This window comes from Streptomyces zhihengii (genome assembly GCF_016919245.1).
GTDB lineage: Bacteria > Actinomycetota > Actinomycetes > Streptomycetales > Streptomycetaceae > Streptomyces > Streptomyces zhihengii.
The window spans coordinates 6357301-6378512 of the sequence record NZ_JAFEJA010000001.1; the positions used below are offsets into that span (position 1 = coordinate 6357301).

A 21212-nucleotide genomic window follows, 5' to 3' on the forward strand; every position below is an offset into this window, starting at 1 on the left:
GTGGACCGTAGGCAACCTGGATGAACGGAAGATGAACTGGGTCGGGCGCTGTGGTGACCGCAAGTGGCGTCAAGACGTTCCGTTTCCCGTTCCGGACCGCCGTCGACCGCAGGGGGCGTTCACTCGAACACCCTGTGTCGCGCCCACCCCGCCGGGACCCCGTGACGGCATCCGGCGGCGCGGGCGGGGCACGGCCTGACAGGATCGGCCCATGACCGCTCAGGCACACGGCGACGCGATCGAACAGGCATGGCGGGACCTGGTGGCGACGGCCCGCAGGACCGCCGCCGAAGGGCTCGTCGTCGGCACCTCCGGCAATGTCTCCGTACGAGTGGACGGCGATGTCGTCCTCGTCACCCCCAGCGGTGTCCCCTACGACCGCCTCGGCCCCGGGGACGTCCTCGGCGTCGGCCTGGACGGCGAGCGGGTCATCGGGTCGGGGGTGCCCACCAGCGAGCTGCCGCTCCACCTGGCGCTGTACCGGGCGACCGGCGCCCGCGCCGTCGTCCACACCCACGCCGTGCACGCGACGGCCGTCTCCACCCTCGTGTCCGAACTGCCGCCCGTCCACTACATGACCGCCGCCCTCGGCGGCCCCGTCCGGGTCGCCCCCTACGCCCTCTACGGCACGGCGGAACTGGCCCGGAACATGCTGGCCGCCCTGCGCGACCGCACCGCCTGCCTGCTGGCCAACCACGGCACCGTGGCCCACGGCGACACCCTGGACCAGGCGTACGACCGCACGGCCCAGCTCGAATGGATGTGCCGCCTGTGGCTCACGGCCTCCTCGGTCCCCGGCCGCACCCCCGCGCTGCTCTCCGACTCCCAGCTCGCCGACGCGGCCGGCCGGCTGCGCGACTACGGCCGGCGCCCGCCGGACGCCCCGCCCGCCTGACCGGTCCGGGCCGCCGGGCGGCGGCCGCCGGCTGGCAGACGTCGGCTGCCTTGCCGACACTGGAGCGGTGCGCCCGGCTACAGCGACGGCAGCGGCCGTCACCACCCTGATCGGCGTCGGCGCGGCCACGGTCGCCGCCGGACGCTACGCCAGCAGCGCCGCGCTCAGAGCGCCCGCCCGACGCGCCCTGCCCGGCGATCCGCGGCTGACCGTGCACGGGACCGAGCCCGGCAGGATCACGCTCACCCGCAGCCTCGTCTCCCTGCGACCGGGGACCTGGGGCCTCACCGGCTCCGGCGTCCACGCGGTCGTCGGCCCGGTGATCGACGGGGCCGCGGCCTCGGCCGACACCGTCGTCCGGCGGCTCGACCGGGTCGCCGACGGCGGCCTCGCCCCGGGAGCGCGGGTCCGGCTCACCCCCCGGCTCCACAAGGGCGACCCGGCCACCGCGCTCGGCATCCCCTACTCCGACGTCCTGGTCCCCGGGGAACTCGGCGCCCTCCCGGCGTGGATGGTCCCCGGTGCCCGCGGCACCTGGGTGATCACCGTGCACGGGATCGGCACCACCCGTGAGCACCCGCTGAACCTGCTCGGCTTCCTGCGCCAGCAGCGGTTCCCCGTGCTGAACCTCGCCTACCGCGGCGACGCCGGCGCCCCCCGGCCGCCGGACGGCCTCAGCCACCTCGGCGACTCCGAGTGGCGCGACCTGGACGCCGCGATCCGCCACGCCGTGCGGCACGGCGCCGAGCGCGTCGTGGTCCACGGCTGGTCCACCGGCGCGGCGATGGCGCTGCGCGCCGCGGCCGGCTCGGCGCTGCGCGACCGGATCGCCGGCCTGGTCCTGGACTCGCCCGTGCTGGACTGGGAGGTGACCCTGCGCGCCCTGGTCGCGGCCCGCCGCACGCCCGCCCCGCTGCTCCCGCTGGCGGTCCGCGCCGCCCAGGGCCGCACCGGAGCACACGCCGGCCGGCTCGCCGGAGCCGCCGACCCCCTGGCCGTCCGCGTCCCGACGCTGATCTTCCACGGCCCCGGCGACACCCTCGCCCCCTGGGACGGCTCGCGCCGGCTGGCCGGCGAGCGGCCGGACCTGGTCACCCTCCACACCGTCGACGGAGCCCCGCACGGCGCCATGTGGAACGCCGACCCCGCCCGCTACGAAGAGGTCCTCCGGCGCTTCCTCACCCCCCTGGCGTAGGGCGGCCGGCGGCACGGGACGGCTCCCGGGGAAGGCCCCGGGAGCCGTCCCGTGCCGCTCCGTTTGGGCTTTCGGGCCGTGAGCGGGAAGACTGCTCCCGTGACGTCCCGAAAGCCTGATGAGCAATTGGCGCGCAACTCCAGACTCCGTCTCGTCCGCCCGCGTCCCATGGCCAGTGCGCGACGGGCCGTGACGACCCGGCGTACCCGCCCGGCGACCCGCCCGCCGGAGGGCACGCCCGCCCCCGCCGAGCTGGCCCGCCAGGCCCGCTCGGTCCTCGCCGACGCCGTGCGCATCGCGCGCTGGGCGGCCGTCGAACGCGGCCCCGCCGCGGCCCGCTCGGTCCCCGAGGCGCGGCAGCGTGCCGCCGCCGCGCTGGACCTGACCCCGGAGAAGGTGCGCGCGGGCTGGGACCGCGCACGCCTGGCCGGTCTCATCGAGATGCACGGCGACGCCGCCCGCCCCGGCTGGCGGCTGCATGCCTGGGACCGCGACGACATGGCCGTGCTGCGCGGCTGGGTGGCCCTCTTCGACGCCTGGTCGCTGGCCCACCCCGCCCCCGCGGACGTGGCCCCCACCGCCGTGGCGGAGGTCGTCGAGGCCGTGCCGCAGGTGCTCTCCCTGCTCCAGCTCTCGGCCGGCCCCGTCGCGACCGAGACCCTCCTCGACCTGCTCCAGCAGCGCGTGGCCGAACTGCGCGAGGAACGCTGCGAGGTGCCCCCCGCCAAGGCCGAGCCGGCCAAGGCCGAGCCGGCCAGAGCCGAACCGGCCGGGACGGCGGCCGGCGAGGTCCCGGTGTCGGCGCTGCTCGACTGGTCCCTCGAAGGGCTCGCCTCCGTGGGGGCCCTGACCCTGGACCGCGGACAGGCCACGCTCACCCCGCTGGGCAACTGGGCGGTGTGGGTCAAGCTGGAGCAGATCTGCGTCGCCGCGCAGAGCCCGGCCGGCAACATCGAGCAGTCCGCCGAGGACATGCTGCGCGGCTGCGCCCGTCTGACGCCGGGCCCCGCCCGTGCCGAGTACCGGGCCTGGATCGCGGCCCGCACGGTGGCCGGCGCGGTCGGCGAGCTGCTCGGCGTCGCCCGCGGCGAGGACGCCCTGCTGCGGGGCCTGGCCTTCGAGGCGCTGCGCGTCGTCGGCGCCCCGGCCGAGGCCGAGGTGCGGGCGGCCGCCGGGGAGCCGTCGCTGCGCCCCTACGTCCTGCTCTGGCTCGCGGAGTACGACGGCGCCGACCCGGAGGACGCCGCCGACGTCCTCACCCGGGAAGAGGCCACCTGGCTCTGGGTCGACACCGCGGCGGCCGTCGCGGACCACGGCGAACCGCAGTTGCTCCTGCGCCACCTGGACTCCGCGGTGCAGGGCACGGTCCCCGCGCTGATCGAGGAGGTCAGGGCCGGCGGGCACCCCCGCACCGTCCAGGTGCTCGTGGCGCTCGCGGCCGCCCACCCGGACCCGGCGCTCGCCAAGGCGGTGCGCCGCGCGGCCTTCCAGGTGCACACCGGCGGCGTCTGACCCGGGCGCGCCGGGGGCGGGCCGGGGTCTACGACGACCCCGCCGCCCCGGGCGCGTACGTGCCGAAGCTCCAGATGTTGCCCTCCAGGTCGCGGGCCATGTAGTCGCGGGCGCCGTAGTCCTGGTCGGCCGGCGCCGTCACGATCTCGGCGCCCTGCCCGGCGGCCCTCGCGTGGTGCGCGTCCACGTCGTCGACATGGACGAAGACCCCGGCCGGGCCGGCGTCCCGCATCAGCCTGTCGAACTCGCTCCCGGTGCCCCGGCTGCCCAGCATCACCATGCCGTTCCCGTGGACGAGCTCCGCGTGGGCGACGGAGCCGTCCTCGTTCTCGTACATCGCGTGGACGGTGAAACCGAAGGCGTCCGTGAGCTGCCGGACGGCCGCCTTCGCGTCCGCGTAGACCAGCGTGGGACAGATGTTCGGTGACTGCGGCATGGCGTTCGCTCCTCGCCCGCTCGGCCGGCGGATGTGATCCGGGTCTCAGTCTGGCACCGCCGTCCGCCGGGCGCGGGCGCGCGCCGGGCCTCAGCGGAACGTGTCGCAGCGCGCCATGTCCCCGGTGCGCAGGCCCTGCCGGAACCACGCCTGCCGCTGCTCGGCCGAACCGTGGGTCCAGGTGTCGGGGGTGACCCGGCCCTGGTAGCGCTGCTGGATCCGGTCGTCGCCCACCGCGGCCGCCGCGTCGAGCCCCTCCAGGACGTCCGCCTCGCCGAGCTCGGTCAGCAGCGGCCGTCCCGTCGTCTCGTCGGGGGCCGTCGTCGCGTGCCGTGCCCAGACCCCGGCGTAGCAGTCCGCCTGGAGCTCCACCCGGACCGCTGCCGACCCGGCGCCCTGCCGGCCGTCCTGCGCGCGCCCGAGGACACCGGTCAGGTTCTGCACGTGGTGGCCGTACTCGTGGGCGACGACGTACGCCTGCGCGAACGGGCCGCCGGAGGCGCCGAACCGGTCCCGCAGGTCGCCGAAGAAGCCGAGGTCGAGGTAGACCTGCCGGTCCGCGGGGCAGTAGAAGGGGCCCACCGCCGAGGTGGCGGCCCCGCACCCGGTGCCGGTCCGGCCGGTGAAGAGCACGGTCCTGGCCTCGGTGTACCGGCCCTGGCGCCGCCGGAACTCGGCGCGCCAGTAGTCCTGCACGCTGTTGACCACCGCCACGATCCGGCAGTCCTCGCGGCTGTTGGCGTCGGAGCCCCGCCGGCAGGCACGCGCCACCTCCGCCTGCGAGGACTCGGACACCGCCGGCTCCTCCTCGCCGGACGACAGCCCGAGCTGCTCGGGGCCGACGCCGAAGAGGAGGCCGAGGATCAGCGCGACGATCCCGGCGACACCGCCGCCGATCGTGGCCCGGCCGCCGGGCACCCGGCTGCCGCGCACGTCGCGGACCTCGGAGGTGTCCAGGCCGGCGTCGTCGTCGAACTGCACGGGCGGCCTCCGCTCCTCGGCGGCGGACGCCCGCCACTCCCGGCGAGTATCGGCCGCGGCGCCCCGGCCCGCCGCCCGCGCCCCGGTACGACCCGGCCCGCGCGGGGCGCGCACGGGCGCCGCCGGACGCGGCGTGGCGCCGGTCACGGTGCGCCCGACCCCGGAAAAACACTTGCCGTGCCCCGTTAGACTGGCCGTATGGCAATTCTCCTTGTGCCTTAGACGGCGTCGAAGCGTCGCTCACCCGTCCCTTCCGCCGTCCAGACCGCCCTGGAGTCTTCCCCCGTGATCACCGCATCCGGTATCGAGCTGCGCGCAGGTGCGCGCGTCCTCATCGAATCCGCCTCCTTCCGCATCGCCAAGGGCGACCGCATCGGCCTCGTCGGCCGCAACGGAGCCGGCAAGACCACCCTCACCAAGTGCCTGGCCGGCGAGGGCATCCCCGCGGCCGGCACCATCGCCCGCTCCGGCGAGGTCGGCTACCTCCCGCAGGACCCCCGCACCGGCGACCTCGACGTGCTGGCCCGCGACCGCATCCTGTCCGCCCGCGGCCTGGACACCCTCATCCGCAAGATGCGGATGAACGAGGAGCGCATCGCCACCGGCCAGGGCGCCACCCGCGACAAGGCGCTGCGCCAGTACGAGCGCCAGGAGACCGAGTTCCTGACCAAGGGCGGGTACGCCGCCGAGGCCGAGGCCGCCACCATCGCCGCCGCGCTGGGCCTGCCCGACCGGGTGCTCGGCCAGCCGCTGCACACCCTCTCCGGCGGTCAGCGCCGCCGCGTCGAGCTCGCCCGGATCCTCTTCTCGGACGCCGACACCCTGCTCCTCGACGAGCCGACGAACCACCTCGACGCCGACTCGATCGTCTGGCTGCGCGACTACCTGAAGACCTACCGCGGCGGATTCATCGTCATCTCCCACGACGTCGACCTCGTCGAGACGGTCGTCAACAAGGTCTTCTACCTGGACGCCAACCGCTCCCAGATCGACGTCTACAACATGGGCTGGAAGCTCTACCAGGCACAGCGGGAGGCCGACGAGAAGCGCCGCAAGCGAGAGCGCCAGAACGCCGAGAAGAAGGCCGCCGCGCTCAACTCGCAGGCCGACAAGATGCGCGCCAAGGCCACCAAGACCGTCGCCGCGCAGAACATGGCCCGCCGCGCCGAGCGGCTGCTGGCCGGCCTCGACGACGTCCGGGTCGCCGACAAGGTCGCCAAGCTCCGCTTCCCCGAGCCCGCGCCCTGCGGGAAGACGCCGCTGACGGCCGAGGGCCTCTCCAAGTCCTACGGCTCCCTGGAGATCTTCACCGACGTCGACCTGGCCATCGACAAGGGCTCCCGGGTCGTCATCCTCGGCCTCAACGGCGCGGGCAAGACCACCCTGCTGCGGCTGCTCGCCGGGGTGGAGCAGCCGGACACCGGCCAGGTCACCCCGGGCCACGGCCTCAAGCTCGGCTACTACGCCCAGGAGCACGAGACCCTGGACCCGGACCGCACGGTCCTGGAGAACATGCGCTCCTCCGCGCCCGACCTCGACCTCGTCGAGGTGCGCAAGACCCTCGGCTCGTTCCTCTTCTCCGGCGACGACGTCGACAAGCCGGCCGGTGTGCTCTCCGGCGGCGAGAAGACCCGTCTCGCTCTCGCCACCCTGGTCGTCTCCTCGGCGAACGTCCTGCTCCTCGACGAGCCCACCAACAACCTCGACCCGGCCAGCCGCGAGGAGATCCTCGGGGCGCTGCGCACCTACAAGGGCGCGGTCATCCTCGTCACCCACGACGAGGGCGCCGTCGAGGCGCTGGAGCCGGAGCGGATCATCCTGCTGCCGGACGGCGTGGAGGACCTGTGGGGCGCGGACTACGCGGATCTGGTCGCCCTCGCCTGACGCGGACGGGGCTCCCCGGGGGCCGATGATCCACTCCGTCTGGATCATTCGGCCTACGTCTGCTCCGTCATCTGTGTGAGGACGTCTCGTACCACGGCGTGGCGCCTGGCGGACGCCTGCGCTCCGCCCCCTCCCGGGCGCCCGCCGGTGAAGGCGTCGCTGACCAGCAATTTCGGCCCGGCGGCTGGATCTTTTCGGCGGCACACATGAATGGAAGATGGCGTTCCGCTCGTGGCGGCCGGCCGTCCCGTCCCCAAGCGTTCCGTACTGACCCTGTCGAATGGGTGGCCAGGATGCCCGGGAGGGGTGATCATGAGAAGTCCAGAGCGCACTTCCCATGAGGAGGCACGGGTGGCCGAGACTCTGAAGAAGGGCAGCCGGGTGACCGGCGCCGCGCGCGACAAGCTCGCGGCAGACCTGAAGAAGAAGTACGACTCCGGGGCGAGCATCCGGGCGCTGGCCGAGGAAACCGGCCGCTCCTACGGATTCGTCCATCGGATGCTGAGTGAGTCCGGAGTCGTCCTGCGTGGACGTGGCGGAGCGACGCGGGGCAAGAAGGCCGCGTCGGCCTGATCTCCGTATCGGCAGAAAGGCTCCTTCGGTACACCGGTTCTTCTGCGGTGGCCACCCGGGCGGCCGGACGGCTCCCCGGGTGGTTACTGTGCAGTAGCTCATTTTCACGGGCATGACTGCACCGAACCGGAGGCGTCCCATGACTTCGCTCGACCCTGTGCTGGACAAGGACGGCGTACGACTCACCGTCGACGGCGCCGTCGCCACGGTGACCCTGACCAAGCCGGACAAGCGCAACGCCCAGGACTTCGCGCTGTGGCGGGCGTTGACGCAGGCCGGCCGGTCGCTGCCGGGCGACGTGCGGGTCGTGGTGCTGCGCGGCGAGGGCAAGTCCTTCTCCGCCGGCCTCGACCGGCAGGCGTTCACCCCCGAGGGTTTCGACGGCGAGCCGTCGTTCATCGACCTGGCACGCGGGTCCGACGCGGAGACCGACGCGGCCATCGCCGGGTTCCAGGAGGCGTTCACCTGGTGGCGGCGGCCGGACATCGTCACGATCGCCGCCGTCCAGGGCCATGCGATCGGCGCGGGCTTCCAGCTCGCCCTCGCCTGCGACCTGCGGGTCGTCGCCGAGGACGTGCAGTTCGCCATGCGCGAGACCGCGCTCGGCCTGGTGCCAGACCTGACGGGCACCCACCCCCTGGTGTCCCTCGTCGGCTACGCCCGCGCGCTGGAGATCTGCGCGACGGGACGCTTCGTCCACGCCGAGGAGGCCGAGCGCACCGGTCTCGCCAACCTCGTCGTCCCCGCGGAGGAGCTCGACGCCGCCGTCCGCGACCTCGCCGCGGCGCTCCTCGCCGCGCCCCGCGACGCCGTCGTCGAGACCAAGGCCCTGCTCCAGGGCGCGGCCGGCCGCGGCTACGACGAACAGCGCGCCGCCGAGCGCGCCGCGCAGACCCGCCGGCTGCGCGACCTCGCCGGCCTCTCCGACTGACCGGACCCCTCCGGCACGGACACCGGCCCTCCGGCCCGCCGGACGCCTCCGGCGCGGCGGCGGGCTTCTCGGCGCGGATGGACCGGACGCCTCCGCAGGCGGCCCGCCCGGCCCGCCGGACGCCTCCGGTTCCGGAGCGGACCCCGTGGCCCGGACGCGCGGCGGCATCGCCGTGCGCCCGGGCCTTCCGTGTGTCCGGGCCCCCCGATCAGGTGCCGTTTCCCCGGCCCGCCGCATTGCCGGAGCGGGACGGGGCACCCGCACTTAATGTGGGCACGGGGCCGTGCTCCGTGTCCTGGCGGACACGGGACGGGATCAGGCCCGGGGGAGGAAGTCCACGCCCGGAAAGGATCACGTGATGAGCGAGTCAGGCGACCGCCGACCCCAGAGTGCAGGCGACCAGACGGGTGACTCCCGCAGGACGCCCGTCAGCAAACGTCCCGAGGCCGGTGTGCGGGGACGCACGACCATCGCCGACGGAGTAGTCGAGAAGATCGCGGGCCTCGCCGCGCGGGACGTGGTCGGCGTCCACGCGATGGGCAGCGGGCTCTCCCGCACCTTCGGCGCCGTACGCGACCGCGTCCCCGGCGGCGGCGGTGGCCGGTCCAACGTCACCCGCGGGGTCAAGGCCGAGGTCGGCGAGGTCCAGACGGCCCTCGACCTGGAGATCGTCGTCGACTACGGCGTCTCCATCTCCGACGTCGCCCGTGCCGTGCGGGAGAACGTCGTCGACGCCGTCGAACGCATGACCAGTCTCGAAGTCGTCGAGGTCAACATCGCCGTCAGCGATGTGAAGCTGCCCGACGAGGAAGAGGACGAGCCGGAGCAGCGAATCCAGTAGAGGAGCTCCAGATGAGCATGGCCGTGGTCGGCATGGTGGCCGGCATGGCTCTCGCGTTCGCCGGATACTTCGGCGGATTCGGGGCGTTTGTGCTGGTCGCCGCATTGGGGGCGGTCGGCTTCGTGGTGGGCCGCTTCCTGGAGGGCGACCTCGAGGTGGGCGACTTCTTCCGGGGCCGCGACCGCGGCGACGGGCGGAGGTGATCCGCGATGGCGGCCGCTGAGGCCCCCGCCGCACGGGCGGGACGAGTGGCGGCCGCCGAACGCGGATCGACCACCGTCGCGGACCGCGTCGTGGCCAAGATCGCCGCCCAGGCGGCACGCGAGGCACTCGGCGGCGTCCCGCCGGACAGCGCCGCGCCGCACGCCATGGTCGTGGTGCACCACGACACCGCCCGTGTGCGGGTCAGCCTCGAACTCGACTACCCCTCCGACATCGGCGAGCGGTGCGCCGCGGTGCGCCGGCGGGTCACCGAACGGGTGACCACCCTGGCCGGCATGGACGTACCCGAGGTCGCGGTGCAGGTGGAGCGGCTGCACTCGCCCCACACGCGGCGCGGCGCGAAGGAGAGGATCCGATGACCGAGCCGGAGCCCGAGGCGGAGCCGAAGGCCGACGGAGGGTCCTCGAAGGCGACGGGGCCCGTCACCGAGATGGACCAGTCCTCCTCGGCCGCCGACTACCGGCCGGCGGCCGCCGACGACGGCCCCACCGGACGTTTCTGGTCCGGGCGTCGCACCCCCGCCGCGCTCGTCGCGGTGGTGGTGCTCGGCGCCGCCGGTCTGCTGCTCTACGACGTCGCCGCGGTACGCGCCGACCGGCCGGCCATGCAGTGGCGGCGCTCCCTCGCCGACCACCTGGCCGAGTGGCGGCTGGACGAGGTGGGCGTGCTCGCGGTCTCGGCCGCCGTGGCGCTCCTCGGCCTGGTGCTCGTCGCCGTGGCCCTGACCCCGGGGCTGCGGGCGCTGCTGACGATGCGGACCGGCCGCGCCGGGGTGCGGGCCGCGCTCGACCGGGAGGCGGCCGCGCTCGTCCTGCGGGACCGGGCGATGGAGGTCTCCGGCGTGCAGTCCGTACGGGTGAAGATGCGGCGCTCCAAGGCGTCGGTGCGGGCCCGGTCGCACTTCCGGCCGCTGGACGAGGTGCGCGCCGATCTCGACACGGCCCTCGGCGCGGGGCTGAAGGAACTCGGTCTCGCCCGGCCGCCGGCGCTCGCCGTGCAGGTGGGACGGCCGTCGGCCAGGAAGAAGTGAGGACGCATGCTGCGCACAGTCAACCGGGTCGTGCTCGCCCTGGCCGGGCTGGTGCTCCTGTGCACGGGAGGGGCGGTGCTCGCCGCCGGGGCCGGTCTCGACGTGCCCTCGTGGTGGCCGTGGTCCGGTCCCGACGACGTCCTGCTCAGCGAGGCGCAACGCACCCGGTGGCGGGACGAGGGCTGGTGGTGGCCGGTGGTCATCGCGGTGCTCGCCGTCCTGGTGGTGCTCGCCCTGTGGTGGCTGCTCGCGCAGCTGCGGCGGGCCCGGCTCTCCGAGGTCCTGGTGGACAGCGGTGACGGCGAGGGGGCGCTGCTGCGGGGGCGTGCGCTGGAGGGTGTGATGGCGGCCGAGGCCGAGTCGCTGGAGGGCGTCTCCGCAGCCCGGGTGCGGCTGGCCGGCCGGCGCAGGACCGCGCCCGAGGCGAGGATCCTGCTCCGGATGGAGCCGCACGCCGCCCCCGCCGAGACGCTGACCCGGCTGGTCGACGAGGCGGTCGGGCACGCCAGGGAGTCAGCCGGCCTGGCCGATCTGCCCGCCGAGGCCAGGCTCCGGGCGTCGAAGCACGGGGCGCAGCGGGTGACCTGACGGCCCCGCGCGCACGGACAGAGCGGGACGCGGCTCCTTCCCCCGGGGGAAGGAGCCGCGTCCCGTGCCGTGTCGGAGGCCGTGCTGTCAGAAGCCGTGCCGGGAGCCGCCGTCGACGGGCACCATCACGCCCGTCAGGTACGAGGCGGCGGGGGACAGCAGGAACGCCGCCACCTTGCCGAACTCCTCCGGCGTCCCGTACCGGCGCAGCGGGATGCGGGACTCGTTCGCCGTGCGGGCCGCCTCCGGGTCGCCGGAGAGGGCGTCGAGCTCGCGGACCCGGTCGGTGTCGATCCGCGACGGCAGGACGCCGACCACCCGGATGCCCCGCGGCCCCAGCTCGTCCGAGAGCGACTTGGCGAAGCCGGCGAGGCCCGGCCGCAGTCCGTTGGAGATGGTCAGGCCCGCGATGGGCTCGTGGACGGAGCCGGACAGCACGAAGCCGATCACCCCGCCGTCGGACAGCTCGCCGGCCGCCGTGCGGGCGAGGCGCACCGCGCCGAGGAAGACCGACTCGAACGCCGACTGCCACTGCTCGTCCGTGTTGTCCGCGACGAAGCCCGGCGCCGGGCCGCCCACGCTGATCAGCACGCCGTCGAAGCGGCCGAAGTGCGCCCGGGCCGCCGCGATCAGACGCCCGGCGCCCGCCGGGTCGGCGTTGTCCACGGCGAGCCCCACCGCGTCGGGGCCGAGCTCGGCCGCCGCGTCGGCGACCGTCTTCTCGTCCCGGCCCGTGAGGACGACCTTCGCGCCGTCCGCGACGAGCTGGCGGGCGGAGGCGTTGCCGAGGCCGCGGGAGCCGCCGGTGACGATGTAGACGCGGTCCTTCAGTCCAAGATCCATGGCCCTATCCTGCCGTGTCGTACTCCTGGAGCGCGAGGGCGGTGTTCACCAGCCCGATGTGGCTGAACGCCTGCGGGAAGTTGCCGAGCTGCCGGCCGGCGACGGGGTCGTACTCCTCGGACAGCAGCCCGAGGTCGTTGCGGAGCGACAGCAGCCGCTCGAACAGTTCGCGGGCCTCCTCGTGACGGCCCGTCATGCACAGCGCGTCGGTCAGCCAGAACGAGCACGCCAGGAAGGTGCCCTCGTCGCCCGGCAGGCCGTCGACGGAGACGCCCTCGGTGCTGTACCGGCGCACCAGCGGGCCGTTGCCCAGTTCGGCCTGGACGGCGGCGATGGTGCCGAGCACCCGGGGGTCGTCCGGCGGCAGGAAGCCGACGTGCGGGATGAGCAGGGTCGCCGCGTCCAGTTCCTTCGAGCCGTAGGACTGGGTGAAGGTGTTGCGCTCCGGGTCGAACCCCTTCTCGCAGACCTCCCGGTGCACCGCGTCGCGCATCTCCCGCCAGCGGTCGACCTCGCCGTGCAGGCTGCGGTCGGCCTCCAGGGTGCGCACCGCGCGGTCCGCCGCGACCCAGGCCATGACCTTGGAGTGCACGAAGTGGCGGCGGGGCCCGCGCACCTCCCACAGGCCCTCGTCCGGCTCGCGCCAGGCGGTCTCCAGGAAGCCCAGCAGGCTGAGCTGGATGTTCCAGGCGTGCCGCTCGGTCTTCAGGCCCGCCTGACGGGCGATGAAGAGCGAGTCGATGACCTCGCCGTACACGTCGAGCTGGAGCTGGTTGGCGGCGTCGTTGCCGACCCGGACGGGGACCGAGCCGCCGTAGCCGCCGAGCCAGCTCAGCTCGAACTCCGGCAGCCGCCGCTCTCCCGCGAGGCCGTACATGATCTGGAGGTCGGCCGGGTCGCCCGCGACGGCGCGCAGCAGCCAGTTGCGCCACTCGGCCGCCTCGTCGAGGTAGCCGACCGCGAGCAGCGCCCCCAGCGTCAGGGTGGAGTCACGCAGCCAGCAGAACCGGTAGTCCCAGTTCCGTACGCCGCCCAGTTCCTCGGGCAGCGAGGTGGTCGGTGCGGCGACGATGCCGCCCGTGGGGGCGTAGGTGAGGGCCTTGAGGGTGATCAGCGACCGCATGACCGCGTCGCGGTAGGGGCCCTCGTAGCGGCACTTCGACGCCCAGGCCTCCCAGTCCTCCAGGCAGTGCCGCAGGGACTCGTGGGGGTCGACGAGATCCGGGCGGCTCTGGTGCGAGGGGTGCCAGGTGAGGATGAACGACACGGACTCGCCCGCGGCGACGGTGAACGAGGAGCAGGTGGAGAACTGCTGTCCCCAGGTCTTGACCTCCGGCTCGCTGCGCAGCCACACCGAGTCGGGACCCGCGACGGCCACCCGGTGCCCGTCGGAACGGCGCATCCAGGGCACCACGCTGCCGTAGTCGAACCGCAGCCGCAGCGTCCCGGCCATCTCCACGCTGCCGCTGACGCCCTCCACGATGCGCACGACGTCGGGTGCCTCGTCGCGCTGGGGCATGAAGTCGAGCACGCGCACGGTCCCGGTGCGGGTCTCCCACACGGTTTCGAGGACCAGGGAGTCCCCGACGTAGCGGCGGCCGGTGCAGCGGTCCGCGCCCTTGGGCGCGATCCTCCAGTGGCCGTTCTCCTCGTCGCCGACGAGTGCCGCGAAGCAGGCGGCGGAGTCGAAGCGGGGCAGGCACAGCCAGTCGACGGAGCCGTCCGCACCGACCAGCGCGGCGGTCTGGAGATCGCCGATGAGGGCGTAGTCCTCGATACGTTGGGTCACGCTCTGGCGTGTTCCCGCAGGAGAAGGCCGTTAAGCAGCCGCGGTGACCGGCTCCGGCGTGTTCTGCCCGGAAGCCGCCGCCCTGTCCCGCTTCTCGCGGCGGACCAGAATCACCCACCCGAGGGGCACGGCGGCGGCGAACAGCCACCACTGGACGGCGTACGCCATGTGCGCGCCGATGGATCCGTGGTCCGGCGCCGGGATCTGCTCGGGGCCCGCGTCGCCGGACGCGGGGTCCGTCTGCTCCAGATAGCCGCCGAGCACCTCGCGGTCGAGCAGCTCCGCCTGCTGCCCGCTGTTGATCAGCATGACCTGACGGGGCGGCAGCCCGGCCAGGTCCCTGATGCCGCTGGCGCCGGTGGTCTCGTCCGCCTTCAGGCGTCCGGTGACGGTGACCGTCCCGCGCGGCGGGGCGGGCACCTCGGGGAAGGCCTTCTGGTCGTCGGCGGCCGGGACCCAGCCCCGGTTGACCAGGACCACCCGTCCGTCGGAGAGCACCAGCGGGCTCAGCACGTGGAAGCCGACGCGGTCGTCGGCGTTGGTGCGCCGGCGCACCACGACCTCGTGCCCGGTGTCGAACGTGCCGGTCGCGGTGACCGTGCGCCAGTAGTCGCCGCGGGGGACGGTGTGACCGGGGGAGGTGAGCTCCTCCACGGGCACCGGCGCGGCGTCGAGGTTCCGCGCGATCAGCCCGTTCTGCTCGACGCGGTGCTCATGCCGGTGGAACTGCCAGAAGCCCAGCTCGACCATCGTGGGGATCAGGACGAGGGCCAGGAGGGTGAGGGTCACCCACTGCCGGGTCAACAGGAAGCGGTACACGGCTTCGACCGTACCGGTAGCGGCGGCGGCCGCGGACAAGGGGGTCCCGTCCGGGGCCGCCGGACGCGGCGGGCGTCACACCCGGTCGACGATGCCTGCCCTCCCCTCGGCGCGGGCGCAGTGGGCCCCGCAGTACCAGTGGCCCTCGACCTCGACGCCCTGGCCGATGATCTGGACCCGGCAGTGCTCACAGATGGGCGCCATGCGGTGGATGGCGCAGGAGAAGCAGTCGAAGACGTGCACCGCGCCCTGCGCGTGCACCTCGAAGGACATGCCGTAGTCGTTTCCGCAAACCTCGCAACGTGCCATGCGCCACAGGGTGAAACGCTTCGCCTCCGCAGCCGGGAGGACGGCGGGCGAGTCGCGCCGCTTTCACTCCGATGCGGGTGCGGGACCGGGCGGGCGGCCCCGCGCGGCACCGGGGGCGGCCGGGAGGACGTCGCCCAGGAGCTGGGTGAAGGCCGCCTCGTCCACCACGGGGGTGCCGTAGGCCGCCGCCTTGACGGCCTTCGACGTCGAGGCGCCCGGATCGTTGGTCACCAGCAGGCTCGTCAGCCGGGACACGCTCGTCGCCACGTGCAGGCCCGCCTCGACGGCCCGGTCCTCCAGCAGCTCGCGCTCCGTCGAGGTGTCGCCCGAGAACGCCACCCGCATGCCCTGCCGCAGCCGCCCGCCCGGCTCGTAGCGGCCCGGGTTCGGATGGGGGCACGGCGGCCGCTTGCGCGAGGGGCGCCAGCCGTGCCCGTACGAGGACTGGTAGCCGACCCGCGGGGCCGCCGGGGACTGTGTCCACTCCGTCAGCGGCAGGCACTCCAGGAGCGGCAGGCGCACCCCGTCGCGGGCCGCCGCGTGCAGGCTCGGCCGGAACGCCTCCGCCAGCACCCGGGCGTCGTCCAGGGCGTGGTGGGCGCGCTGCTGCACGACGCCGAAGTGGGCGGCGAGCGACTCCAGCTTGAGGTTGGGCAGCGGGAGGCGGAGCTCCTTGGCGAGGGCGATGGTGCACAGCCGCTGCCGGGTCGGGGCCTGGCCGCGGGCGCGTGCGTACTCCCGGGAGATCATGCCCCAGTCGAACGAGGCGTTGTGCGCGACCAGTACGCGCCCTTCGAGACGCGACGACAGCTCCCCGGCGATCTCGCCGAACAGCGGGGCGCCCTCCAGCACGTCGCTCGTCAGACCGTGGATCCACACCGGGCCCGGATCACGCTCGGGGTTGACCAGCGTGTACCAGTGGTCCTCGACCCGTCCCCGGGCGTCGAGCCGGTAGACGGCGGCGGAGATTATCCGGTCGTCGCGGGCGAGGCCGGTGGTCTCCACGTCGACGACCGCGTACCCGGAGGGGTACGCGGCCGGCCACGCCGTCGCTGCGGTCGTACGGTCGTCGAGCATGGTCACAGAGAATACGGGCCGCCGCCGACAGCGTTCCCCCGCCCCGTCCGCCGCCGCCCCGCCCCCGCCGGGCCGCGCCCGCTCCGGCGGCAAGCCCCTTTCGTGGTCAGCGGGTTGACGCCGTGTCCCGCGCAGGGGGTGAGACCCTGCGGGACGTGACGGACGAGACGCACGGCGCGGGACCCGGGAAGGAACCCGGCGGCGAGGGCGCCGGACAGGCGGACGAGGAGCACGGCGAGACGCACGGCGGGGGCCTCGGCACCCGCCTCAACTGGCTGCGCGCCGCCGTCCTCGGGGCCAACGACGGCATCGTCTCCACGGCGGGCCTCGTCGTCGGCGTCGCCGGCGCGACGGCCGACCGGGCCGCCCTGCTCACCGCCGGCCTCGCCGGGCTGCTCGCGGGCTCCATGTCGATGGCGGCCGGTGAGTACGTGAGCGTCTCCACCCAGCGGGACTCCGAGAAGGCGGCGCTGGCGGCCGAGCGGCGCGAGCTGAGGGAGCAGCCGGAAGCCGAACTCGACGAGCTGACCGAGCTGCTGACCGACCGGGGGCTGTCGCCGGACGTGGCCAGGGAGGCCGCCGTCCAGCTCACCGAACGCGACGCGCTGCGCGCCCACGCCCGGGTGGAGCTCGGAATCGACCCGGACGAGCTCACCAACCCCTGGCACGCGGCGGGCGCCAGCTTCCTCGCCTTCACCGTCGGCGCGCTGCTCCCGCTGCTGGCCATCGTGCTCCCGCCGGCCGGCGCGCGGCTGTACGTGACCGTGCTGTCGGTGCTCGCCGCGCTCGCCGTCACCGGCTGGTGGAGCGCCCGCCTCGGCGCGGCGCCGCCCCGCCCCGCGATCCTGCGCAACACCGGCGGCGGCGCCCTCGCGATGGCGGTGACGTACGCGGCGGGGAGCCTGCTGGGGGCGACGGGGCTCTGAGACGGGGGCGTACCGTGTGGGTGGTACATCCGTTCCCGCACCGCCAAGGACCAGCACCATGCGCGCCACCGTCATCCACGCCCCGCACGACATACGCGTGGAGGAGGTGGCCGACCCGGTCGTCCGGCAGCCGGCCGACGCCGTGGTGCGCGTGCTGCGGGCCTGCATCTGCGGCAGCGACCTGTGGGCCTACCGCGGCGAGTCGGCACGGCAGCCCGGCCAGCGCATCGGACACGAGTTCCTCGGCGTCGTCGAGGCGACCGGCGCGGACGTGACCGCCTTCGCGCCCGGCGACCTCGTCGTCGCCCCGTTCGTCTGGTCCGACGGCACCTGCGACTACTGCGCCGAAGGGCTCCACACCTCCTGCCCGCAGGGCGGCTTCTGGGGGTCGGTGGGCTCCGACGGCGGCCAGGGCGAGGCGGTCAGGGTGCCCTTCGCCGACGGCACCCTGGTCAAGCTGCCCGCGGACGCCGCGTCCGACGACCGGCTGCTGACCGCGCTGCTCGCCCTCTCCGACGTGCTGGGCACCGGCCACCACGCCGCCGTGGGCGCCGGGGTCACCCGCGGCTCGACGGTCGCCGTCGTCGGCGACGGCGCCGTGGGCCTGTGCGGGGTGCTCGCCGCCAGGCGCCTGGGCGCCGAGCGGATCATCGCGCTCGGCCGCCACACGGCGCGCACCGACATCGCCCGCCTCTTCGGCGCCACGGACGTCGTCGCCGCCCGGGGCGAGGAGGCCGTCGCCGCCGTGCGCGAACTGACCGGCGGCCACGGCGCCCGGGCGGTCATCGAGGCCGTCGGCACCGAGCAGTCGATGCGCACCGCCGTCGGCATCACCCGCGACGGCGGCGCGATCGGCTACGTCGGCGTCCCGCACGGCAGCGGGACCGGCCTCGACCTGTCCGTCATGTTCGACCGCAACATCGCGCTGCGCGGCGGCGTCGCGCCGGTGCGCGCGTACATCCCCGAACTGCTCCCGGACGTGCTCGACGGCACCGTCGACCCCTCGCCCGTCTTCGACCTGGCCGTCCCCCTCGACGGGGTGCCCGGCGGCTACCGGGCGATGGACGAGCGCACCGCCCTGAAGGTCCTCGTCACCCCCTGACGGGCGCCGTCCCGCCGGGCCGGGCGCGCCAGGCCGGCGCGTCCGCGCCCAGCAGGCCCGAGGGCGCGGCCCAGTCCTCGGGACCGCCGGCGTAGGCGACGGCCGGGCGGGCGTGGCGCAGCACGCCGCGGGGCGTGGCCCGCTCGGTGAGCCAGCGGCCCTCCGCGTACCCCTCCGGGGCGGGGGCCGGCCCCGCGTCCAGGCCGTGGGTGAGCCAGGCGGCCGTCTGCGCGAGGGCGACCTCCACCAGCCGGGCGCCCCCCGCCGTGTGCTGCTCCGTCAGCGACCGCAGCACGCCCGCGGCCAGCAGATACCCGGATCCGTGGTCCAGCGCCTGGGTCGGCAGCGCACCGGGGGACGCGCCGCCGCCCTCCTCCAGCGCGATGCCCGACGCCGCCTGCACCAGGCTGTCGAAGCCGCGGCGGCCGGCCCAGGGCCCGTGCCGCCCCCAGGCCGAGAGCCGGGCGACCACCAGACCGGGGCGCCGGGCCGCCAGCTCCCGCGGGGTCAGGGCGTACCGGTCCAGCGCGCCGGGGCGATAGCCGGTCAGGACCACGTCGGCCGAGGCGAGCAGCTCCTCGAAGACGCCGCGGTCGTCGCGCCGGGCCAGGTCCAGCAGGGCCGACCGCTTGCCGAGGCCCGTGTCGTCGTGGGCGTCCTGGCTCTCCGGCAGACCGGGGGAGTCGATCCGCAGCACGTCCGCCCCCAGCAGCGCCAGGGTGCGCGAGGCCACCGGCCCCGCCAGCACCCGGGTGAGGTCGAGCACCCGCAGCCCCGCGCACGGCAGACCGGGGCCGGCCGGGGCGCGCCGGGGGCCCTCGCCGCCGATCCGGTCCGTCACCAGCAGCGGCCGCCCGGCCACCGCCGCACCCTGGGGGTGGGCCGCCCACTCGTCGGCCGTGCGCACGGCGACGGCCAGGCCGCCCGCGGCGTACACGGTCTCCTCGACATCCCGTGCGCGCCGCCCGCCGAGCACCGCCGCGACGGCGGCGACACCCCCGTCCTCCCGGGCGTCCGTGTCCTTCGGCAGGCCGAGCGCGGCCAGCAGCCGCGCCCGGTGGTGCGGATAGTTGGCGTGGGTGCGCACCCAGCCGTCGGCCGTCCGCCAGAAGCGGGACAGCGGCGCGAACGTCGTCGGCGCGACGCCGCCGACCCGCACCAGCCGGTCGCCGAGGAAGGCCGTGGTGACCGCGCCGTCGTCGACCGTCACGGCGGGGACGCCGCCCCCGCCGCGCAGGGCGGCCAGTTCGGCGGCGGCCAGCGAGCAGACCGCCACCGCGGACCGCGCCAGCTCCCGCACCGGCAGCCGGGACGGCAGCGCGCCGGCTCCCGTGAACGTCACCCGTTCCAGCAGGGCCGGGGCGCCGCCGAGGGCCGCCCAGGCCCCGGCGGTGCCGCTCGCAGGACCGGCGGTGTCCCGGGGCGCGCCGGGAGATGTGTGAGCCATGCAGGCAGTGTGCCACCGGCGCCGGGCACGCGAAGGGGCCCGGTGCGTCACCGCACCGGGCCCCTCGTCGGACGGAGCGGCTACCAGCGCACGGCGTCCAGGGCGTCGGCGACGCCCGTGCCGTAGAAGCCGTTGTCACGCTTCGTGCCCTCGCACACGGCGTCGACGGTGCCGTCGCCGTTGAAGTCGTACGGGTTGGTGCACGGCCTGTCGTCGGCCTGGGCGTACAGCAGACCCTTCACCAGCGCCGGGGGCGCGTAGGGGTGGGTCGACTTGATCAGCGCGACGACACCCGCGACGTGCGGGGAGGCCATCGAGGTACCGGCCTTGTAGCCGTAGCCGCCGCCCGGGAGCGTGGACAGGATGCGGCCGTCGACGGCGGGCGCGTCCGGCGTCTGGTAGCGGGTCGAGTCGCCGCCGGGGGCGGAGATGTCGACGACGCCGAGGCCGTAGTTGGAGTACGAGGACTTCAGGTCCTTCGCGCCCAGCGCGGAGACCGTCACGACGCCCGGCAGGAAGCCCGGGATGTCGAGGCACTCGCGCGGGTTGATCTTCCGCTCGACCGGCGTGCTGTCGTTCGGGCTGGACGTGTCGGTGATCTCGTCCGCCGCCAGGTCACGGGCGGTGTTGCCGGCCGCCGCGACGTTCACGGTGCCCTTGCCCTCCGCGTAGCGGGTGGCGCGGGCGACGGCCTCGACCAGGGCCTTCTGGTCGGGGTCCTTCTTGCAGTTGTACAGCCACGGGTCCGTGTAGTAGCTGTTGTTGGTCACGTCGACGCCGTGCTCGGCCGCCCACACGAAGCCGCAGACGACGGCCTCCGTGTAGAAGAACCCGTCCGGCTGCGAGACCTTGATGCCCGACACCTTCACACCGGGCGCGACACCCGTGATGCCGGTGCCGTTCTTGGCGGCGGCGACGGTGCCCGCGACATGGGTGCCGTGGTCCGACTCGCCGGGGCCCGGGCGCCAGGCGCCGTCGGCCGTGTTCGGCGCGCCGCCCACGCAGCTCACCGAGGCCGCGCGGTCGAAGTTGGGCGCCAGGTCCGGGTGGGTGTCGTCGACACCGGTGTCGATGACACCGACCGTGACCTTCTTGCTGCCGAGCGACTTCTGGTGGGCCTTGTCCGCCTTGATGGCGGGCAGGTCCCACTGGAGCGGCTCGAGCGGGTCCTGGCCCGCGACGGCGTCGGCCGCCGCGGCCTTCGCCTCCTCGGCGCTCAGCGGACGCTCCGAGTCGATGGCCATGTCGCCGGCCGTCGAGATGGGGGCGGTGCGCGTGGCACCGGCCGATTCGACGCCGCGCGCCTGACGGATCGTCTGCCCGAACGCAGGGTTCTGCGAGTGGACGACGATGACGCCTATCTGGTCGTACGCGTACACGATCGTGCCGCCGGCCGCGGCTATCGCCTTCTTGACCGCCTTGGCGTTGCCGTGCCCGCCCTTGACGTTGACCACGTAGGACAGCTTGGGGCCGTCCGTCGACACCGCGGCCGGGACATCACTGGTGACAGCCGCCGACGCCGTACCCGTCGGCAGGAATCCCAGCGAAGCCGTGAGCGCCAGACCGGCGGGCAGCGCGAGCGCACGCCGTCGTCTGGATCCCAGATGAGCCATGGGTTCTCCACATCATCCGTGACAACCGCCCAGACACCCCTTGCGAATGGGCGCGTTCATGACGAGTGAAGCTATCGCTGATCATGTCGGCACTTCAATGGATCCGGGCAACGGATGCCACCGGAAGGGCCCGCGGGCGGCCCGCGGGCGGCACGGAGACGGCGCGGTGCCGGCGCGGTGCCGGCAGGAAAAAGAACCG

General features: G+C 74.7%; 22 protein-coding genes. 13 read left to right on the forward strand and 9 right to left on the reverse strand.

What is annotated here, in order from left to right; all coding sequences use genetic code 11:
• Positions 1 to 211 precede the first annotated feature (211 nt).
• The 3 genes from JE024_RS27045 to JE024_RS27055 all read left to right on the forward strand — a co-directional run bounded on the left by JE024_RS27045 (position 212) and on the right by JE024_RS27055 (position 3602).
• Positions 212 to 895 carry a class II aldolase/adducin family protein gene (locus JE024_RS27045; protein WP_205376077.1) on the forward strand — a complete coding sequence of 228 codons (684 nt, stop codon included), beginning with the start codon at positions 212 to 214 and terminating at the stop codon, positions 893 to 895.
• A 67-nt stretch (positions 896 to 962) separates the two neighbouring features.
• Positions 963 to 2090: an alpha/beta hydrolase gene (locus JE024_RS27050; RefSeq protein ID WP_205376078.1), complete on the forward strand. Its 1128-nt coding sequence runs from the start codon at positions 963 to 965 to the stop codon at positions 2088 to 2090.
• Positions 2091 to 2258: 168 nt separating this feature from the next.
• Positions 2259 to 3602 (forward strand): hypothetical protein, encoded by a 1344-nt coding sequence (locus JE024_RS27055; protein ID WP_205376079.1) that lies wholly within the window; start codon positions 2259 to 2261, stop codon positions 3600 to 3602.
• 28 nt (positions 3603 to 3630) lie between these two features.
• Here the strand turns inward: JE024_RS27055 and JE024_RS27060 are convergent, their stop codons facing one another.
• Together JE024_RS27060 and ypfJ are read right to left on the reverse strand one after the other, a co-directional pair.
• Positions 3631 to 4038 carry a VOC family protein gene (locus JE024_RS27060; protein WP_205376080.1) on the reverse strand — a complete coding sequence of 136 codons (408 nt, stop codon included), beginning with the start codon at positions 4036 to 4038 and terminating at the stop codon, positions 3631 to 3633.
• 90 nt (positions 4039 to 4128) lie between these two features.
• Positions 4129 to 5019, reverse strand: a complete 891-nt coding sequence (ypfJ, locus tag JE024_RS27065; protein ID WP_205376081.1) for a KPN_02809 family neutral zinc metallopeptidase — start codon at positions 5017 to 5019, stop codon at positions 4129 to 4131.
• Positions 5020 to 5304: 285 nt separating this feature from the next.
• Here ypfJ and JE024_RS27070 point away from each other — a divergent pair, with 285 nt between their 5' ends.
• From JE024_RS27070 to amaP, 8 genes are all read left to right on the forward strand, one after another.
• Positions 5305 to 6903 (forward strand): ABC-F family ATP-binding cassette domain-containing protein, encoded by a 1599-nt coding sequence (locus JE024_RS27070; RefSeq protein ID WP_205376082.1) that lies wholly within the window; start codon positions 5305 to 5307, stop codon positions 6901 to 6903.
• 351 nt (positions 6904 to 7254) lie between these two features.
• A complete protein-coding gene (locus tag JE024_RS27075) occupies positions 7255 to 7476 on the forward strand; it encodes a helix-turn-helix domain-containing protein (RefSeq protein WP_005319113.1) in 222 nt (73 codons plus the stop codon).
• Between the two features lie 139 nt (positions 7477 to 7615).
• Positions 7616 to 8407: an enoyl-CoA hydratase/isomerase family protein gene (locus JE024_RS27080; RefSeq protein WP_205376083.1), complete on the forward strand. Its 792-nt coding sequence runs from the start codon at positions 7616 to 7618 to the stop codon at positions 8405 to 8407.
• Between the two features lie 358 nt (positions 8408 to 8765).
• Complete coding sequence (locus JE024_RS27085; RefSeq protein WP_205376084.1) at positions 8766 to 9248, forward strand: Asp23/Gls24 family envelope stress response protein; 483 nt, start codon at positions 8766 to 8768, stop codon at positions 9246 to 9248.
• Positions 9249 to 9259: 11 nt separating this feature from the next.
• Positions 9260 to 9451: a hypothetical protein gene (locus JE024_RS27090; protein WP_205376085.1), complete on the forward strand. Its 192-nt coding sequence runs from the start codon at positions 9260 to 9262 to the stop codon at positions 9449 to 9451.
• A gap of 6 nt (positions 9452 to 9457) precedes the next feature.
• The gene (locus JE024_RS27095; protein WP_205376086.1) at positions 9458 to 9829 is read left to right on the forward strand and encodes an Asp23/Gls24 family envelope stress response protein; all 372 of its coding nucleotides are present in this window, start codon (positions 9458 to 9460) and stop codon (positions 9827 to 9829) included.
• Positions 9826 to 10500, forward strand: coding sequence for a DUF6286 domain-containing protein (locus JE024_RS27100; RefSeq protein ID WP_205376087.1), 675 nt, complete (start codon positions 9826 to 9828; stop codon positions 10498 to 10500). The genes JE024_RS27095 and JE024_RS27100 overlap by 4 nt, the downstream gene beginning before the upstream one ends.
• Before the next feature lie 6 nt (positions 10501 to 10506).
• Positions 10507 to 11088, forward strand: coding sequence for an alkaline shock response membrane anchor protein AmaP (gene amaP / locus JE024_RS27105; protein WP_205376088.1), 582 nt, complete (start codon positions 10507 to 10509; stop codon positions 11086 to 11088).
• A gap of 87 nt (positions 11089 to 11175) precedes the next feature.
• Here amaP and JE024_RS27110 read toward each other — a convergent pair whose 3' ends face one another.
• The 5 genes from JE024_RS27110 to JE024_RS27130 form a co-directional block, all read right to left on the reverse strand.
• Positions 11176 to 11931 (reverse strand): SDR family oxidoreductase, encoded by a 756-nt coding sequence (locus JE024_RS27110; RefSeq protein ID WP_205376089.1) that lies wholly within the window; start codon positions 11929 to 11931, stop codon positions 11176 to 11178.
• Between the two features lie 4 nt (positions 11932 to 11935).
• Complete coding sequence (locus JE024_RS27115; protein WP_205376090.1) at positions 11936 to 13720, reverse strand: glycoside hydrolase family 15 protein; 1785 nt, start codon at positions 13718 to 13720, stop codon at positions 11936 to 11938.
• Between the two features lie 30 nt (positions 13721 to 13750).
• Positions 13751 to 14539 carry an SURF1 family cytochrome oxidase biogenesis protein gene (locus tag JE024_RS27120; protein WP_205376091.1) on the reverse strand — a complete coding sequence of 263 codons (789 nt, stop codon included), beginning with the start codon at positions 14537 to 14539 and terminating at the stop codon, positions 13751 to 13753.
• A gap of 75 nt (positions 14540 to 14614) precedes the next feature.
• Positions 14615 to 14848, reverse strand: coding sequence for a metallothionein (locus JE024_RS27125; protein ID WP_100106509.1), 234 nt, complete (start codon positions 14846 to 14848; stop codon positions 14615 to 14617).
• A gap of 63 nt (positions 14849 to 14911) precedes the next feature.
• Positions 14912 to 15925: a DEDDh family exonuclease gene (locus JE024_RS27130; protein ID WP_205376092.1), complete on the reverse strand. Its 1014-nt coding sequence runs from the start codon at positions 15923 to 15925 to the stop codon at positions 14912 to 14914.
• Between the two features lie 275 nt (positions 15926 to 16200).
• Here JE024_RS27130 and JE024_RS27135 point away from each other — a divergent pair, with 275 nt between their 5' ends.
• Both JE024_RS27135 and JE024_RS27140 read left to right on the forward strand, forming a co-directional pair.
• The gene (locus JE024_RS27135; RefSeq protein WP_244883235.1) at positions 16201 to 16851 is read left to right on the forward strand and encodes a VIT1/CCC1 transporter family protein; all 651 of its coding nucleotides are present in this window, start codon (positions 16201 to 16203) and stop codon (positions 16849 to 16851) included.
• A 58-nt stretch (positions 16852 to 16909) separates the two neighbouring features.
• Positions 16910 to 17953, forward strand: coding sequence for a zinc-dependent alcohol dehydrogenase family protein (locus JE024_RS27140; RefSeq protein WP_205376094.1), 1044 nt, complete (start codon positions 16910 to 16912; stop codon positions 17951 to 17953).
• Here JE024_RS27140 and JE024_RS27145 read toward each other — a convergent pair.
• Both JE024_RS27145 and JE024_RS27150 read right to left on the reverse strand, forming a co-directional pair.
• Complete coding sequence (locus tag JE024_RS27145) at positions 17943 to 19400, reverse strand: CoA transferase (RefSeq protein WP_205376095.1); 1458 nt, start codon at positions 19398 to 19400, stop codon at positions 17943 to 17945. The two genes, JE024_RS27140 and JE024_RS27145, sit on opposite strands and share 11 nt — an antisense overlap.
• An 80-nt stretch (positions 19401 to 19480) precedes the next feature.
• Positions 19481 to 21013, reverse strand: coding sequence for a S8 family peptidase (locus tag JE024_RS27150; RefSeq protein WP_205376096.1), 1533 nt, complete (start codon positions 21011 to 21013; stop codon positions 19481 to 19483).
• Positions 21014 to 21212 lie beyond the last annotated feature (199 nt).